This window comes from Variovorax sp. AC103 (genome assembly GCF_979254005.1).
Genome location: NZ_CEEDFC010000020.1, coordinates 103,599 through 117,571 on the forward strand (window position 1 = coordinate 103,599; position 13,973 = coordinate 117,571).

15 protein-coding genes are annotated in these 13,973 nt (G+C 69.0%); 5 read left to right on the forward strand and 10 right to left on the reverse strand.

Annotated features, from left to right (window positions below; genetic code table 11):
- Position 1 precedes the first annotated feature (1 nt).
- From AC0IYU_RS25420 to AC0IYU_RS25430, 3 genes are read left to right on the forward strand one after another with little or no spacing between them, the layout of a single operon-like run.
- Positions 2 to 1,018 (forward strand): phosphotransferase family protein, encoded by a 1,017-nt coding sequence (locus AC0IYU_RS25420; protein ID WP_472122596.1) that lies wholly within the window; start codon positions 2 to 4, stop codon positions 1,016 to 1,018.
- Between the two features lie 4 nt (positions 1,019 to 1,022).
- A complete protein-coding gene (locus AC0IYU_RS25425; protein WP_472122599.1) occupies positions 1,023 to 1,346 on the forward strand; it encodes a DUF6285 domain-containing protein in 324 nt (107 codons plus the stop codon).
- A complete protein-coding gene (locus tag AC0IYU_RS25430; protein ID WP_472122602.1) occupies positions 1,343 to 2,482 on the forward strand; it encodes an acyl-CoA dehydrogenase family protein in 1,140 nt (379 codons plus the stop codon). The genes AC0IYU_RS25425 and AC0IYU_RS25430 overlap by 4 nt, the downstream gene beginning before the upstream one ends.
- A gap of 45 nt (positions 2,483 to 2,527) precedes the next feature.
- Here the strand turns inward: AC0IYU_RS25430 and AC0IYU_RS25435 are convergent, their stop codons facing one another.
- The 9 genes from AC0IYU_RS25435 to AC0IYU_RS25475 all read right to left on the reverse strand — a co-directional run bounded on the left by AC0IYU_RS25435 (position 2,528) and on the right by AC0IYU_RS25475 (position 11,147).
- Complete coding sequence (locus AC0IYU_RS25435) at positions 2,528 to 3,664, reverse strand: acyl-CoA dehydrogenase family protein (RefSeq protein WP_472122605.1); 1,137 nt, start codon at positions 3,662 to 3,664, stop codon at positions 2,528 to 2,530.
- Between the two features lie 89 nt (positions 3,665 to 3,753).
- A complete protein-coding gene (locus AC0IYU_RS25440) occupies positions 3,754 to 4,263 on the reverse strand; it encodes a zinc-binding dehydrogenase (RefSeq protein WP_472122608.1) in 510 nt (169 codons plus the stop codon).
- Positions 4,245 to 4,712, reverse strand: coding sequence for an alcohol dehydrogenase catalytic domain-containing protein (locus AC0IYU_RS25445; protein ID WP_472122611.1), 468 nt, complete (start codon positions 4,710 to 4,712; stop codon positions 4,245 to 4,247). Before AC0IYU_RS25445 ends, AC0IYU_RS25440 begins: the two co-directional genes overlap by 19 nt.
- Entirely contained in the window at positions 4,709 to 5,575 is an 867-nt protein-coding gene (locus AC0IYU_RS25450; protein WP_472122614.1) for a MaoC family dehydratase, read from the reverse strand. Before AC0IYU_RS25450 ends, AC0IYU_RS25445 begins: the two co-directional genes overlap by 4 nt.
- Before the next feature lie 40 nt (positions 5,576 to 5,615).
- On the reverse strand, positions 5,616 to 6,410 hold the full coding sequence (locus AC0IYU_RS25455; RefSeq protein ID WP_472122617.1) for an enoyl-CoA hydratase/isomerase family protein: 795 nt from the start codon (positions 6,408 to 6,410) through the stop codon (positions 5,616 to 5,618).
- Positions 6,407 to 7,447 (reverse strand): DUF7064 domain-containing protein, encoded by a 1,041-nt coding sequence (locus AC0IYU_RS25460; RefSeq protein WP_472122620.1) that lies wholly within the window; start codon positions 7,445 to 7,447, stop codon positions 6,407 to 6,409. Before AC0IYU_RS25460 ends, AC0IYU_RS25455 begins: the two co-directional genes overlap by 4 nt.
- A gap of 114 nt (positions 7,448 to 7,561) precedes the next feature.
- The gene (locus AC0IYU_RS25465) at positions 7,562 to 8,530 is read right to left on the reverse strand and encodes an NAD(P)H-dependent flavin oxidoreductase (protein ID WP_472122623.1); all 969 of its coding nucleotides are present in this window, start codon (positions 8,528 to 8,530) and stop codon (positions 7,562 to 7,564) included.
- A 10-nt stretch (positions 8,531 to 8,540) separates the two neighbouring features.
- Positions 8,541 to 9,314 carry an SDR family NAD(P)-dependent oxidoreductase gene (locus tag AC0IYU_RS25470; RefSeq protein ID WP_472122626.1) on the reverse strand — a complete coding sequence of 258 codons (774 nt, stop codon included), beginning with the start codon at positions 9,312 to 9,314 and terminating at the stop codon, positions 8,541 to 8,543.
- A gap of 93 nt (positions 9,315 to 9,407) precedes the next feature.
- Entirely contained in the window at positions 9,408 to 11,147 is a 1,740-nt protein-coding gene (locus AC0IYU_RS25475) for a long-chain-fatty-acid--CoA ligase (protein WP_472122629.1), read from the reverse strand.
- A 135-nt stretch (positions 11,148 to 11,282) separates the two neighbouring features.
- Between AC0IYU_RS25475 and AC0IYU_RS25480 the strand changes: the two genes are divergently transcribed.
- Together AC0IYU_RS25480 and AC0IYU_RS25485 are read left to right on the forward strand one after the other, a co-directional pair.
- Positions 11,283 to 12,452, forward strand: a complete 1,170-nt coding sequence (locus AC0IYU_RS25480; protein WP_472122632.1) for a thiolase domain-containing protein — start codon at positions 11,283 to 11,285, stop codon at positions 12,450 to 12,452.
- The gene (locus AC0IYU_RS25485) at positions 12,453 to 12,851 is read left to right on the forward strand and encodes a Zn-ribbon domain-containing OB-fold protein (protein WP_472122635.1); all 399 of its coding nucleotides are present in this window, start codon (positions 12,453 to 12,455) and stop codon (positions 12,849 to 12,851) included.
- A 72-nt stretch (positions 12,852 to 12,923) separates the two neighbouring features.
- Here AC0IYU_RS25485 and AC0IYU_RS25490 read toward each other — a convergent pair whose 3' ends face one another.
- Positions 12,924 to 13,958, reverse strand: a complete 1,035-nt coding sequence (locus AC0IYU_RS25490; RefSeq protein ID WP_472122638.1) for a Bug family tripartite tricarboxylate transporter substrate binding protein — start codon at positions 13,956 to 13,958, stop codon at positions 12,924 to 12,926.
- Between the last annotated feature and the right edge of the window lie 15 nt (positions 13,959 to 13,973).

A 13,973-nucleotide genomic window follows, 5' to 3' on the forward strand; every position in this document is an offset into this window, starting at 1 on the left:
CGTGGACGCCGCACCCGACATGGGGCGCCGCCTGGCCGCCGCGCTGCAGCGCCATGCGGGCCTGCACGGCAGCGTCGACGGGCTGCGCCGCGTTACGGGCGGCGCCACCAAGACAACCTGGTCGTTCGACCTGCTGACGGCCGGCGGGCGCCACCCGATGATCCTGCAGCAGACGCCCGCGCCGGCTGCGCCGCCTCCGTCATCGGGAGCGGCATCCCTCGTCGCGCCCAAGCTCGAAGCCGCCGAAGACGCGCGCGTGATGATCGCGGCGCGCGCGCACGGCGTGCCCGCGCCCACGGTGCTCGCCATCCTCGACATGCACGACAGCCTGGAGCGCGGCTACGTCACCGAACGCGTCGAGGGCGAGACGCTGGGTCGCAAGCTCATGGCCGACCCGGCCTACGCCGGTGCGCGCGGCGTGATGGCGGCGCAGGCCGGCGCCATCCTCGCGGCCATCCACGCGATGCCGGTCGCGGAGCTGCCCTTCCTGCAGCGGCTCTCGCCCGCGCAGGAACTCGGGGTGTACGGCGAACTGCTGGCGCGCACGGGCCTGCGCCATCCCGCGCTCGAGTACGCAATGCAATGGGTGCGCGGGCACCTGCCGGCCGACTGGCGCGATGCACTGGTGCATTCCGACTTTCGCACGGGCAACCTGATCGTCGGCACCGAGGGCATCCGCTGCGTGCTCGACTGGGAAATTGCCCGCGTCGGCGACCCGATGCAGGACCTGGGCGTGCTGTGCATGCGCACCTGGCGCTTCGGCGGCGCGGGCGAGGCCGGCGGGTTCGGTTCGCGCGACGACCTGTACGCGGCCTACCAGCGCGCGAGCGGCAGGCCGGTGGACCCGGTGCGCGTGCGCTTCTGGGAAGCCTTTTCCAACCTCAAGTGGGCCATCGGCTGCGTGCGCCGCGGTCTCGCGGTGCGTGCCGACGGCAGTCCCGCGAGCCTGGAACTGTGCGCGGTCGGCCGGCGCATGGAAGAGCCGTTGTGGGACTTCTTCCAACTCATCGAGGACTGATGCCATGCCGAACTCCGTACCTTCCGCCGGCATCCTTCTGCAGGCCGCTGCCCGCTACCTCGAGGACGAGCTCCTGCCCACGCTGGACGGCTACCACCGCTTCCAGGCGCGCGTGACGGTGAACGTGCTGCGCATCGTGGAGCGCGAGCTGCGCCTGGACGGCCGGCAGGACGAGGCCGCCGCGGCCACGCGCCGCGCGCTCGTCGATGCCATCCGCGCGGGCGAGGTTTCCATCGACGCCGAGCTGGCCGCACAGCTGCGCCAGGGCCTGGGCGAGGCGCTTGCCATCAACAACCCGAAGTGGACACACACCGAGAGACCCGCATGAACTTCACCGAAGAACAGATTTCCTTTCGCGACGGCGTGCGCCGCATGGTCGAGCGCCACGTCGCGCCCATTGCCGCGGAGATCGACGAGAACGACCGCTTTCCCGAGGAGCTGATTCCGGTGTACGGCGACATGGGGCTGCTGCAACTCTGGGTGCCGGAGGAATACGGCGGGCCCGGCGCCAACCTCACGATGGTGTGCATCGCGCGCGAGGAAATTTCCCGCGTGTCGGAGTCGTGCGCGCTGATGGCGGGCATGAACACCATGTTCGCGCTGCCGATCATGCATTTCGGCACCGACGACCAGAAGCAGCGCTTCCTGCCGCTGCTGGCCGAGGGCCGCACCGTGACCGCCATCGCCATCTCGGAGCCCGACTGCGGCAGCGACGTCGGCGGCATGCGCACCCGCGCGGTGCGAGACGGCGACAGCTACGTGCTCAACGGCCAGAAGCAGTGGTGCACCTTCGGCAGCCGCGCCGACTACATCCTGGTGTTCGCCAAGACCGGCGAGCGCGGCGGCGCGGACGACATCAGCCCGTTCATCGTGGACGTGAAGAAGAGCAAGGGCCTGACCTTCGGGCGCAACGAACGCAAGATGGGCATGAAGGGCACGATCAACGTGCCGGTGTACCTGGACAACGTGCGCGTGCCGGTGGAAAACCGCCTGGGCGAGGAAGGCAAGGGCTTCCGCTCGGCCATGCGCGCACTCGACCTCAACCGCCCCGCCATCGCCGCCGCGTCGGTGGGCCTGGCCCAGGGCGCACTCGATGCGGCGCTGGCCTACGCCAAGCAGCGCAAGCAGTTCAAGCGCGCGATCATCGAGTTCCAGGGCATCCAGTTCATGCTGGCCGACATGGCCATGCAGATAGAGGCCGCGCGCTGCCTGGTGTACGAGACCGCGCGGCTTGCGGACATCGGCGACTGGAACCAGCTGCCCAAGTTCGCGAGCATGGCCAAGTGCTTCGCGAGCGACGTGGCCATGAAGGTGACCACCGACGCGGTGCAGGTCTTCGGCGGCTACGGCTACGTGAAGGACTACCCGGTGGAGAAGATGATGCGCGACGCCAAGCTCAACCAGATCTTCGAGGGAACGAACCAGATCCAGCGCGTGGTGATCGCGCGGGAACTGATGCGCTGACGGACCGGACCGGACCGGGCCGGGCCGGGCCCGGCGGTGGCTGGCTCAGGCCAGCAGCTGCCTGGCGATCATGTTGCGGTGGATCTCGGAGGCACCCTCGTAGATGCGCAGCACGCGCAGGTCGCGGTACACCCGCTCGACGATGGTGCCGCGGCAGTACCCCGAGCCGCCGAAGATCTGCAGCGCCTTGTCGGCGATGCGGCATGCCGCCTCGGTGCAGATCACCTTGACCATCGAGGCCTTCATGCGCGCGTCTTCACCGCGCGCGGCACGCCACACCGCCTCGAAAAGCACCATGCGCGCGGCATGCAGGTCCATGGCCATGTCGGCAATCATGTGCTGGATGGCCTGGTGCTCGCCCAGCGCCTGGCCGAAGGTGACGCGCGTCTTGGCGTGCTCGATGGTCTCGTCCAACGCGATCTGTGCCGGCCCGAGCGCCTGGCAGCCGACGTTCAGGCGGCCTTCGTTGAGCCCCGACATGGCATACGACAGGCCGCGCCCCTCTTCTCCCAGCAGGTTCTCCGCCGGAATGCGGCAGTCGGTGAAAGCAATCTCGCACAGGCTGTCGTCCATCCAGCCCATGGTGGGCATGGTACGCGTCACCTTGAAGCCCGGCGTGGTCGTGTCCAGCAGGAACGCCGAGATGCCCTTCTTGCCGGCCGAGCGGTCGGTGGATGCGAGCACGGTGATGGAGTGCGCATGGTTGGCGTTCGAGATGAAGGTCTTCACGCCGTCGAGCACGTAGTGTTCGCCGTCGCGGCGCGCCGTGGTGGTCATCTTCGCGGCGTCGGAACCGGCGTGCGGCTCGGTGATGGCAATGCAGTTGCGCGAGCGGCCCGATGCGATCTCGGGGAGCCACTTCTTCTTGATCGCTTCCGAGCCGTGGTCCACGATGATGTGCACGCCCGGCCCGAGCGCGGAGCGCACGAACGGCCAGAACTGCGGCGGCAGGCGCGCCAGCTCGAGCTGCACCGCGACGCTGGTGAGGTGGTCGACCGGCATGCCGCCGTACGGCTCGGGAATGGACATGCCGTAGAAGCCCATCTCGCGCAGGGTGGTCTCCACCTGCTCGGGCACTTCGCCGGTGTCCTGGTAGCGCGTTTCCAGCTTCAGCAGCGCATCGACGGCGTCGCGCGTGGCAACGCGCATCTCTTCCGCTTCGGGGGGCAGGTCAAAATCCATGATATCTCCTTTGGTAGAACCATTGATTATGACGCAAGCAGTGCCGAAAAGCACGTGGCCCGGCGAAGCCGGTTCTGCGGCGTTCTTCCTCAGTGTGTCAGCAGGAGGATCGCCTTGCCCGAGGTCTGCCGCCGCTCCAGGGCGCCGAGCGCGGCCGGCGCGTCATCGAAGTCGAACACCGAGGACTCGAGCGGGCGCAGGCGCCCTTGCAGGTACCAGCCCTGGATCTCCTCGCCCAGTTGCCGGGCCAGGCCGGGGTCGCGCTTGCGCACCTCGCCCCACAACACACCGACGGCCGACGCGTTGGCCAGCAGCAGGCGGTTGGCCGGCAACTGCGTCAACGCGCCGCCCGCAAAGCCGACCACCAGCAGCCGCGCGCCGAAGGCCAGGCAGCGCACGCTTTGCGCGCCGATCTCACCGCCGACCGGGTCGTAGACCACGTCGGCACCCCTCGGTGCGAGCTTGCGCACCTCGTCGACCCACTTCAGGTCGGTGTAGTCGACGGCCGCATCCGCGCCCAGCGCCAGGCAAGCATCGCGCTTCGAGGCACTGCCTGCGGTGGCGATCACGCGCGCGCCCATCAGCTTGCCGAGTTGCACCGCGGCGCTGCGGCGCCGGCATGCACCAGCAACGTTTCACCGGCCTGCAGCCGCCCGGCGTGGCGCAAGGCATAGAGCGAGGTCGGGTAGTTGCCGCGCAGCGCCAGGGCCGCGACGGGCGGCACGTCGGCTGCGATCGGCATCGCCTCGGCGCGCGGCACCAGCGCGTATTCCGCGAAGCCGCCGAACTTGCCGACCGGCGTGGCGCAGGCCACGCGCATGCCCGCGCCTTCGCCGCTCACGATGGTGCCCACGACCTCCACGCCCGGCGTGAATGGCAGCACGGGCTTGGTCTGGTACTGGCCCTTGATGGCGAGCGTGTCCAGAAAATTGAGACCCACCGCCTCTACCTTCACCAGGTACTGATCGTCCGCGGGCACGGGCACCGGCATTTCGACCAGCCGCATCTGCCCCGGATCGCTGAGGGCCTCGACCCGCCAGGCCCTCATCGCAGCGCGGCCCGGCCGTTGGTCAGCACGAGCACGTCGCGCTCCACCACGCGCGCACGAAAAGCGATTTCGCTTCCGTCGCGCCAGGCTTCGAGGCGGATGGTTTCGCCGGGATAGACCGGTGCCGACAGCCGCGCGCGCATGGCCGACAGCCGCGTCGCGTCGAAGTCCGCAAACGCCGCGACCAAGCCGCGCCCGGCAATGCCCCAGGTCGCGAGACCGTGAAGAATGGGCCGCGCAAACCCGGCCTTGGCGGCGAACGCGGGTTCCGCATGGAGCGGGTTGATGTCGCCCGACAGGCGGTACAGCAAGGCCTGGTCGGCGCGCGTGGGCAGGTCGAGCACGAGTTCGGGCGCCGAGTCGGGCACCGGGGCCGCGGGCGGCGCGGCTTCGTCCGCCTGGCCGCCCGCCTTGGAAAAGCCGCCGTCGCCGCGCAGGAAGTAGACGCTCTCGACCGTGGCCAAGTGCTGCTGGCCGGCGCCGAAGAGCTCTTTTTCCACATGCAGGATCGCGCCCTTGCCTTCGCCCTTGTCGACCACCCGGGTGACGTGCGTGCGCCCGACCACCGTGCCCGACGGCGGCAGCGGTGCATGCAGGCGCACCGACTGCTCGCCGTGCACGAGTTTCATGAAGTCGATGCCGATCTCCTTGCGCTCGCGCATCCAGAAGCCGGGCGAGGCCAGCACGGCGGCCATGGTGGGCAAGGCCATCAGCTCCTTCTCGTAGACGAAGCGCAGCTGCCTCTCGTCGAGCGGGTCGGCGCCCAGGCCGAGCCCGAGGGCGTAGAGCATCGTGTCCTTGGGGGCGTACGCGTGTTGCACGTCGCCGGAGTGCCAGTCGCGTGCTTTGCGGTAGTCGAGCATCGGTTGTTCCTCGTGTTTCAGTGGGGGGGCGATGCCGGGTTCAGGGGGCGGCCGCCGGCCAGCGGAACCGGGCGGGCTCGCGCGCGGCGAAGCGGCGTACTGCTTCCTTGGCGTAGTCGCTGCTGGAAGCCAGCGCCTGGCCCGCCGACTCGATCTCGAGCATGGTCGGAAGGTCGCTGCCGAGCGAGCTTTGCAGCGCCCGCTTCGAAACGCTCATGGCCACGGGTGAAGCCCCGGCAAAGCTCTGCGCGATGGCGCGTGCACGCGGCATCAGGCCGTCCGCGGAAAGCACCTCCATCGCGATGCCCAGGCGCTGCGCCTCGGCGGCGTCGATCTCGCGCGCGGAGAAGAGCAGCTCCTTGGCGCGCTGCAGGCCCACCACGCGCGGCAGCGTGTAGCAGGCCCCCATGTCCGGCACCAGGCCGATGCGCTGGAACACCATGCACAGCCGCGCGCGATCGCTCAGCAGCACGATGTCGCACATCAGCGCGATGCTGAAGCCGGCGCCGAAGGCCACGCCGTCGACCGCCGCGATCACCGGCCGGTCGAGCGCCATCAGCTCGGTGCAGATGCGCGTGTAGCGCGCCATGCCGGCGCGCCGCTGCTCGGGCGTGCGCGGCCCGCCCCCGCCCATCGCCTTGACGTCGCCGCCGGCACAAAAGGCGCCGCCCGCGCCCGTGACCACAAGCACGCGCACTGCGTCGTCTGCGCGAATGCGCGCCAGCAGGTCCCCGAGCTCGTCGGCCATCTCGGGACTGATGGCGTTCTTCGATTCGGGCCTGTTCAGCGTCAGCGTCGCGATGCCGTCTTCCACGGCGTAGGTCAGCGTCTTCATGCGGCGGGCTCCTCGAGCACCGAGATGGGGGTGCCGTCGACCATCACGTCGCAGTACTCCGACATGCTCAGCGCCGTGCGCCCCTCGCACCGGTAGGTGGTGATGCCTTCGGTGATGCGGGTGCAGGCCCCCGGCTCGCCGCTGGCGCTCTTGTGGCGCAGGGGCACGAGCGCGCCGACCTCGCCTTCCAGCGTGTAGCTGCGCTCGGCGGTGCGCACCTGCGCGGTGAAACGCACCGGGTAGTACTTGTCGTCGTAGACGGTGGCGATGCGGCCTTCGATCACCGGCTCGTAGCGGCCGTTGCGCAGCACGTTGCCGCTCACGTTGTTGGGCCGGCCACCGCGCTGCCCCTTGACCGACAGCAGCACGCCGAAGTCGCGGTCGAAGGTGACGGGCAGCCACTTGTACCAATAGAAGCTGTGCCAGTGGCGCGGCCCCCACGACTTGTCACGGTAGCCGAATCCGTCGATGGGATAGCGCTCGCCGTCCACCGTGACGTGGCCGCGCACCGCCATGTTCTGCTCGGTGTGGCCGCGGTAGACCGAATGCTCGGGGTCGACCTCAAGCCGGCTGCCGTCGAGCGCGACGATCTCGCCGCCGTGCATCGGCGAGATGCCCTCGTAGTCGAGCGCGATGGTCGCGGGGCGCTTGGGGTAGCGCTTGAAGGCGCTGCCGGGGTCGGCCATGGCGTGCGGGTCGTCCATGATCAGCAGTTCGCCCTCATAGCTCACGCGCAGGCGCCTGAAGGGCTCGAGCACCTCGAAGCGCAATCCGCCCGCGTCCATCGCCTCGTTGTGGGCGATGGTCGGGCGGCCGTACATGAAGCCGGCGCGGCCGTCGGGCAGGTAGACGCAGCAGCTCATCTCCGCATGGCCTTCGTTCGGCCGGTTGCCAAGGCGCATCCAGGCGCCGATGCCGCGCGCGGTGTCGAAGGCATTGAAGTACATGCTCTCGTTGTAGTTCCCGGCGGCTTCGGGCGCGTGGGTGTACTCGTCCTGCGGATCGAGATGCAGTTTGCTGTCGGGGGGCATGTACATGGTCTGGTCCTTGGAAAGCGGGAGGGGTTCAGGGCGCGGCACCGCCCCAGCAAGTTGGCGCGGACGGAGCGCGCGAGCGCGTCGGTGTCCGGGTCTTGCATGCGGGTTCGCGTCCTAGAAGAAAGCCGCCGCGCGGGCAAGCTGCTGGCGGCACTCGGCCACCATGCGCTCCAGCAGCGCGGCACAGGTCGGCACGTCGTCGATCAACCCGATCACCTGCCCGGCCCAGACCGGGCCCGCGTCCACTTCGCCGGATTCGAGCGCGGCCCTGCCGCGCGCACCCGACACCAGTGCGCGAACGTCCTCGAAGGCGCAGCCGCCGGGGCGGCGCTCGGTGGCGACGACCTCTTGCGCCACCGCGTTGGCGAACACGCGCGCGGTGTTGCCCATGCTGCGGAACATGAGGCGCGTGTCGCGCTCGCTGCCCTTGACCAGCGCCTGCTTGATGGCGTCGTGCACCGGCGCCTCCTGCGTGCAGACGAAGCGCGTTCCCATGTTCACGCCTTCGGCTCCCAGCACCAGTGCGGCGGCCATGCCGCGCCCGTCCGCGATGCCGCCCGAGGCGATGACCGGGATCCCGAGCGCGCGCGTTGCCGCAGGAATGAGCACCAGCCCCGGCACATCGTCCTCGCCCGGATGCCCGGCGCATTCGAAGCCGTCGATGCTGACGACGTCCACGCCGCGTTTTTCCGCCGCCAGCGCGTGGCGCACCGAGGTGCACTTGTGCAGCACGGCGATGCGGTGGCGACGCAGAAGGCCGACCACCTCCGCCGGTACGTTGCCGGCGGTCTCGACCACCTTCACGCCGCTCTCGACGATGGTCGCGAAGATGCGCTCGTACGGCGGCGGGTTCACGCTGCGCAGCATGGTCACGTTCACGCCGAAAGGCTTGTCCGTCATGCCGCGGCAGCGCTCTATTTCGCGCGCCAGGTCTTCGGGCGTGGGCTGCGTGAGCGCGGTGAGCATGCCCAGGCCGCCTGCATTCGAGACGGCCGAGGCCATCTCGGCGCGGCCGACCCACTGCATGCCGCCCTGCACGATCGGGTAGCGGATGCCCAGCAGTTCGGTCAGGCGGGTCTTCACGGCCGCGCGCCTACAGGCTGATGTGAAAGCCGCCGTTCACCCCCAGGTGCTGCCCGGTGATGTACGAGGCGGCATCGGACATGAGGAAGCACACCGTTTTCACCACCTCCTGCGGCGTCGACCAGCGGCCCAGCGGAGTCTGCGCCAGCATGCCGTCGCGGAATTTCTCGCCGCGCACCACCTCGGTCATCGGCGTCTCGACCACGCCGAAGCAGATGGAGTTGGTGCGAATGTTGTACTTGCCCCATTCGCGCGCCGCCGTCATGGTGACGCCGAGCATGCCGGCCTTGGCGGCCGCGTAGTTGACCTGCCCGATGGAGCCCTTGCGGCCCGCGTCCGACGAAATGTTGACGATGGCGCCGCCGCTCGTGTCGCCGCTCTTCGCGCGCGCCACCATGTGGCGGCCCACGGCCTGCAGCCAGAAGAAGGTGCCGGTCAGGTGCACGTCGATCACGTCCTGCCACTGCTGCGCGGTCATCTTCTCGATCATGGCGGGCCGCGTGATGCCTGCGTTGTTGACCAGGCCGTGCACGCCGCCGAAGCGCGACACCGCCTCCTCGACCGCGCTGGCCGCCAGCGCCGCGTCGGTGACGCTGCCAACCACCTGCTGCACTCGGGCCGCGGGCAGTTCGGCCATCGCGGACTTGAGCGTGTCGGGATTCAGGTCGACGGCGACCACGTTGCCTCCCAGGTCGACGACCAGTTCGGCAACGGCCTTGCCGATGCCTTGCCCCGCGCCAGTGACGACGATGGTGCGGCCTTCAAGGGTGACTAGATTCTGCATGGAAGCCCCATTTCTTCAATTTGGTTGAACCAATGATATTTGGATTGCGCTTCCGTATCAAGCGCATGACGCGAACCAGGCGCATCGAACGGCTTACGCCGCGGCGCGCGGCGTTTTCGCGCGCTCGGCATCCTGCAATTGGCGCCAGGCGATCTTTCCGGTGGGCGACTTCGGCAGCTCCGCCACGAACTCGACCAGGCGCGGGTACTTGTAGGCCGCCATCCTGTTGCGGGACCATTCGATGATGTCGGCCTCGCGCACGCCGGCTTGCGGGTTGCGCAGCACCACCACCGCCTTCACCGTTTCTCCGCGGTAGGCGTCGAAGGCCGCGATCACGCACGCCTCCGCAATGGCCGGGTGCTCATGCAGCATCGCCTCGACCTCGGCCGGCCAGACCTTGTAGCCCGAGGCATTGACCATGCGCTTGAGCCGGTCGACGATGAAGAAGTAGCCCTCGTCGTCGCGCCGCCCCAGGTCGCCGCTGCGCACGAAACGCTTGCCGTCCAGCGCCACGGTGGCCGTGCGCGTGGCCTCCTCATTGCGCCAGTAGCCGACGAACACCTGCGGCCCCGCCATCACGATCTCGCCCACCTCGCCGGACGGCAGCTCGGCCAGCGTGTCGGGGTCGACGATGCGCAGGTCGGTGTTGAACAGCGGCACGCCTAGGCACTGGCGCTTGAACGCGGCAGGCGGGTTGCCCGAGACGTGCGCGGTTTCCGAAAGACCGTAGCCCTCCAGAAAGTCCAGCCCCGTCAGCGCCTTCAGGCGCTCGCCCACGGCCTCGGGCATGCCCGCGCCACCGCCGCCGATGCGCCGCACCGAGCTCAGGTCGTACTCCGCCAGGCGTGGGCTCGAAAGAAAGTCGATCACCATCGTCGGCATCGCCGTCCAATGGCTCACGCGGTGGCGCGCGATGAGCGCCGCGGCCTCGTCGCGGTTCCAGCGCTTCATCAGCACCAGCGTGCCGCCGCCATAGATGGGCGCATTCATCAGGTTCTGCATGCCCGTGATGTGGAAGTACGGCAGCGCCACCAGCTGGACCGAGTGCGGCACCAGCCCCATCCAGTGCGCCACGATCACGGTGCTGGCCGTGAGCGTGCGGTGGGTGTGCATGCAGCCCCTGGGCGCGCCGGTGGAGCCCGAGCTGTAGAGAATGAGCGCCAACGCGTCCGGCAGATGCTCCAGCGGCTGCAACGGGCCAGAGGCCGCGGCCAGCACGCGGCGCAGCCCGATCGTGCGCGACGGACCTTGCGCGGGCTCGGGCTGCACTTCGGCCGGGCCGGGGTTGCCCACCACGATCACGCGGCGCAGCTGCTGCGCGGCGGGCGCGGCCAGCAGCTCCGCCACGTTGTCGGCGCTGCAAAAGGCCGCCACCGCACCGGTGTCGTGGAGGTAGTGCGGCAGCTCGTCGCGCTTGTTCATCGGGTTGACGGGCACCACGACCGCGTTGATGCGCAGCACCGCGAAGTAGGCCGCGACCCAGCCGCGTCCGTTCTGCAGGTAGATCAGCACGCGGTCGCCGCGTTGCACGCCCAGGTCGTTCTGGAGGAAGGCGGCGATGCGCTCGACCTGGTCGGCCAGCTCGGTGTAGCTGAGGCTGCCGAAGTCGTCGACCAGCACGGCCCGATCGGGGTAGCGCATGGCAGACACCAGCAGGTTCGCGCACAGGCTGGTGGGGGGAATGTCGATGTCGCGCGGCAGGCCGCGCGGCCATGTGCTCAATTCATGCGGGGTCATGTTGCCTCTTCTTTGCGGAATTTTTTCCACCATGGCGGGCGCGCCGTCGCCGTGCGCAAAGCGCTGCTCGAACCGGGCGTGGAGATTCTGGTTCATCGCCGAACGCGTTTGCGCCTTGATTTATTTTGGTTGAACCAATGATAATGACGGCACCGTTCCAGCGTCAAGCATGGCGAAACGCCGGGCCCGGTCGATTCATGGTCCCGCATCGGGGCGAACACGGAGCAATCAATGAGCATCAAACGACAGGCCTGCATCGCCGGCGCTTTCGAACATCCCACGCGCAAGGCGCCCGACAAGACCGTGGCGCAGCTGCATGCCGAATGCGCGCGCGGCGCGCTGGCCGACGCCGGTCTTTCGCTGCAGGACGTCGACGGCTACTTCTGCGCAGGCGACGCACCCGGCCTCGGGCCGCTCAGCATGGTCGACTACCTCGGCCTGAAGGTGCGCCACGTCGACAGCACCGACACGGGCGGTTCCGCCTACCTTGTCCAGGTCTCCCATGCGGCGCAGGCGATTGCCGCGGGCAAGTGCAACGTGGCGCTCATCACGCTGGCCGGCCGCCCGCGCAGCGAAGCCAGCACCGTGGGCACCGGCCCGCGCAACGTCACCGCGGCCACGCCGGACGTTCCCTGGGAAATGCCCTACGCACCCATCACGGTGAACATGTACGCGCTGGCCGCCGCGCGCCACATGCACGAGTTCGGCACCACCAGCGAGCAGCTCGCATGGATCAAGGTGGCCGCGGCCGCGCATGCGCAATACAACCCGAACGCGATGCTGCGCGAGCCGGTCACGGTGGAAGAAGTGCTGGCCTCGCCCATGATCTCCGACCCGCTGCACAAGCTCGACTGCTGCGTGGTGAGCGACGGCGGCGGCGCGCTGCTGGTGGTGCGCCCCGAAATCGCCCGCTCGCTGAAGCGCCCGGTCGTCACCGTGCTCGGCGCGGGCGAGACCGTGAAGGGCCAGGCCAACGGGCAGGTCGACCTCACGTACTCGGGCGCGGCCGTGTCGGGCCCCATCGCGTTTGCCGAGGCCGGCGTGACGCCGGCCGACATCCAGTACGCGTCAATCTACGACAGCTTCACCATCACCGTGCTGATGCAGCTCGAGGACCTGGGCTTCTGCAAGAAGGGCGAAGGCGGCAAGTTCGTGATGGACGGCAACCTCATCTCGGGCGTCGGCAAGCTGCCCTTCAATACCGACGGCGGCGGCCTGTGCAACAACCATCCGGCCAACCGCGGCGGCATCACCAAGGTGATCGAGGCGGTGCGGCAATTGCGCGGCGAAGCGCACCCGAAGGTGCAGGTGCCCGACTGCCGCCTTGCACTGGCCCAAGGCGCCGGCGGCCTGCTGGGCTCACGCCACGGCAGCGCCACACTGATCATGGAGAGAAGCTGAATGACCACGATGTACCAAGAGCGCCCGCTGGGCGCGCCCATTGTCGACGCCGCCACCGAGGCCTACTGGAGCGCCGCGAAGGAAGGCAGGCTGCGCATCAAGCGCTGCACCGCGTGCGCCAGGCTGCACTGGTATCCGCGCGCGCTGTGCCCCTACTGCCTGGGCGATACCGAATGGGTGGACGCGTCGGGCAAGGGCACGATCTACAGCGTGAGCGTGACGCGCCGGGCCGGGCCCATTCCCTATGCGCTGGCCTACGTGACGCTGGACGAGGGCGTGACCATGCTCACCAACATCGTCGACTGCGACCTCGATGCGCTGCGCATCGGCGAGCGGGTCGAGGTGAGCTTCAAGCCGGCCGAAGGCGGCTTTGCCGTGCCGATGTTCAAGCCCGCCTGAGCGCAGGCACACGACAAAAGGGCCGCGATGTCGCGGCCCTTCCCTTGCCGGTGCTGCGCGTGCGCGGGGCGCCTATTCGGACTTGATGTCGGCCTCGCGGATCACGCTCGTCCACGTGCCGTATTCCTCGGCGATGCGCGCGCCGAGCTGCTCGGGCGTGCTGCCGGTGGCGGAGGCACCTGCGGTCTCGAACTTCTCCTTGACCTCAGGCAGCGCGAGCGCCTTGACGATGGCGTCGTTGAGCTTGGCGACCACATCGCGCGGCGTGCCGGCGGGCGCGAACAGGCCGAACCAGACCTCGGGGTTGAAGCCGGCCAGCGTGTTCGCGATGGGCGGCGCGCCCGGGGCCAGCGGCGACGGCTGCAGCGACGAAACGCCGAGCAGCCGCACCTTGCCGTCCTTGATGAACGCGTTCATCTGCGACGAACTGGTGCTCAGCAGCACCTTCGACTCGCCGGTCAGGATGGCCTGCGTGGTCGGCGCCTGGCCCTTGTAGGGAATGTGGGTCATGCGGATGCCCGCCCTGCGGCTGAACAGCTCGGTCGCCAGGTGGCCGAACGAGGCCGGGCCGGCGGTCGCGAAGTCGAGCTTGCCGGGGCTGGCCTTGGCGTAGTCGACGAGCTCCTGCACCGACTTGGCAGGCACCGACGGGTTCACCACCAGGATCATCGGCTGCAGCGACACCAGCGAGACCGGCGCGAAGTCCTTCAGCGGCGCGTAGTCGGCGTCCTTCGACACCTGCGGCGAGATCACCAAGCCGTTGTTCGGGAACAGCAGCGTGTAGCCGTTGGGGGCCGCCTTGGCCACGAACTTGGTCCCGAGCACGGCCGAAGCCCCGGCCTTGTTCTCGATGATCACCGGCTGCTTGAGAAAGCGCTGCATCGGCTCCTGCAGCACCCGCGCCAGCACGTCGGTGGTGCCGCCCGGCGGGTACGGCACGATGATGGTGATCGGCTTGTTCGGAAAGCCTGGGGCCTGCGCGATGCCGGCCTGCGGCAACGCCATCGCGCCCGCGGCCAGCAGCGCGGTCCACAGCAGCTTTGCCTTGACCTTCACCTTGGATTTCACTGTCGCCCCTGAAAGAGGTCTCCATTTGCTCGTCGGCATGTGCTTGTCTCCTTG

Bases quoted from the DNA above. Each gene is read 5' to 3' on its own strand.
- AC0IYU_RS25425 (WP_472122599.1), top strand. From the start codon at position 1,023: ATGCCGAACTCCGTACCTTCCGCCGGCATCCTTCTGCAGGCCGCTGCC.
- AC0IYU_RS25430 (WP_472122602.1), top strand. From the start codon at position 1,343: ATGAACTTCACCGAAGAACAGATTTCCTTTCGCGACGGCGTGCGCCGC.
- AC0IYU_RS25435 (WP_472122605.1), bottom strand. From the start codon at position 3,664: ATGGATTTTGACCTGCCCCCCGAAGCGGAAGAGATGCGCGTTGCCACG.
- AC0IYU_RS25445 (WP_472122611.1), bottom strand. From the start codon at position 4,712: ATGAGGGCCTGGCGGGTCGAGGCCCTCAGCGATCCGGGGCAGATGCGG.
- AC0IYU_RS25450 (WP_472122614.1), bottom strand. From the start codon at position 5,575: ATGCTCGACTACCGCAAAGCACGCGACTGGCACTCCGGCGACGTGCAA.
- AC0IYU_RS25455 (WP_472122617.1), bottom strand. From the start codon at position 6,410: ATGAAGACGCTGACCTACGCCGTGGAAGACGGCATCGCGACGCTGACG.
- AC0IYU_RS25460 (WP_472122620.1), bottom strand. From the start codon at position 7,447: ATGTACATGCCCCCCGACAGCAAACTGCATCTCGATCCGCAGGACGAG.
- AC0IYU_RS25470 (WP_472122626.1), bottom strand. From the start codon at position 9,314: ATGCAGAATCTAGTCACCCTTGAAGGCCGCACCATCGTCGTCACTGGC.
- AC0IYU_RS25475 (WP_472122629.1), bottom strand. From the start codon at position 11,147: ATGAACCAGAATCTCCACGCCCGGTTCGAGCAGCGCTTTGCGCACGGC.
- AC0IYU_RS25480 (WP_472122632.1), top strand. From the start codon at position 11,283: ATGAGCATCAAACGACAGGCCTGCATCGCCGGCGCTTTCGAACATCCC.
- AC0IYU_RS25485 (WP_472122635.1), top strand. From the start codon at position 12,453: ATGACCACGATGTACCAAGAGCGCCCGCTGGGCGCGCCCATTGTCGAC.
- AC0IYU_RS25490 (WP_472122638.1), bottom strand. From the start codon at position 13,958: ATGCCGACGAGCAAATGGAGACCTCTTTCAGGGGCGACAGTGAAATCC.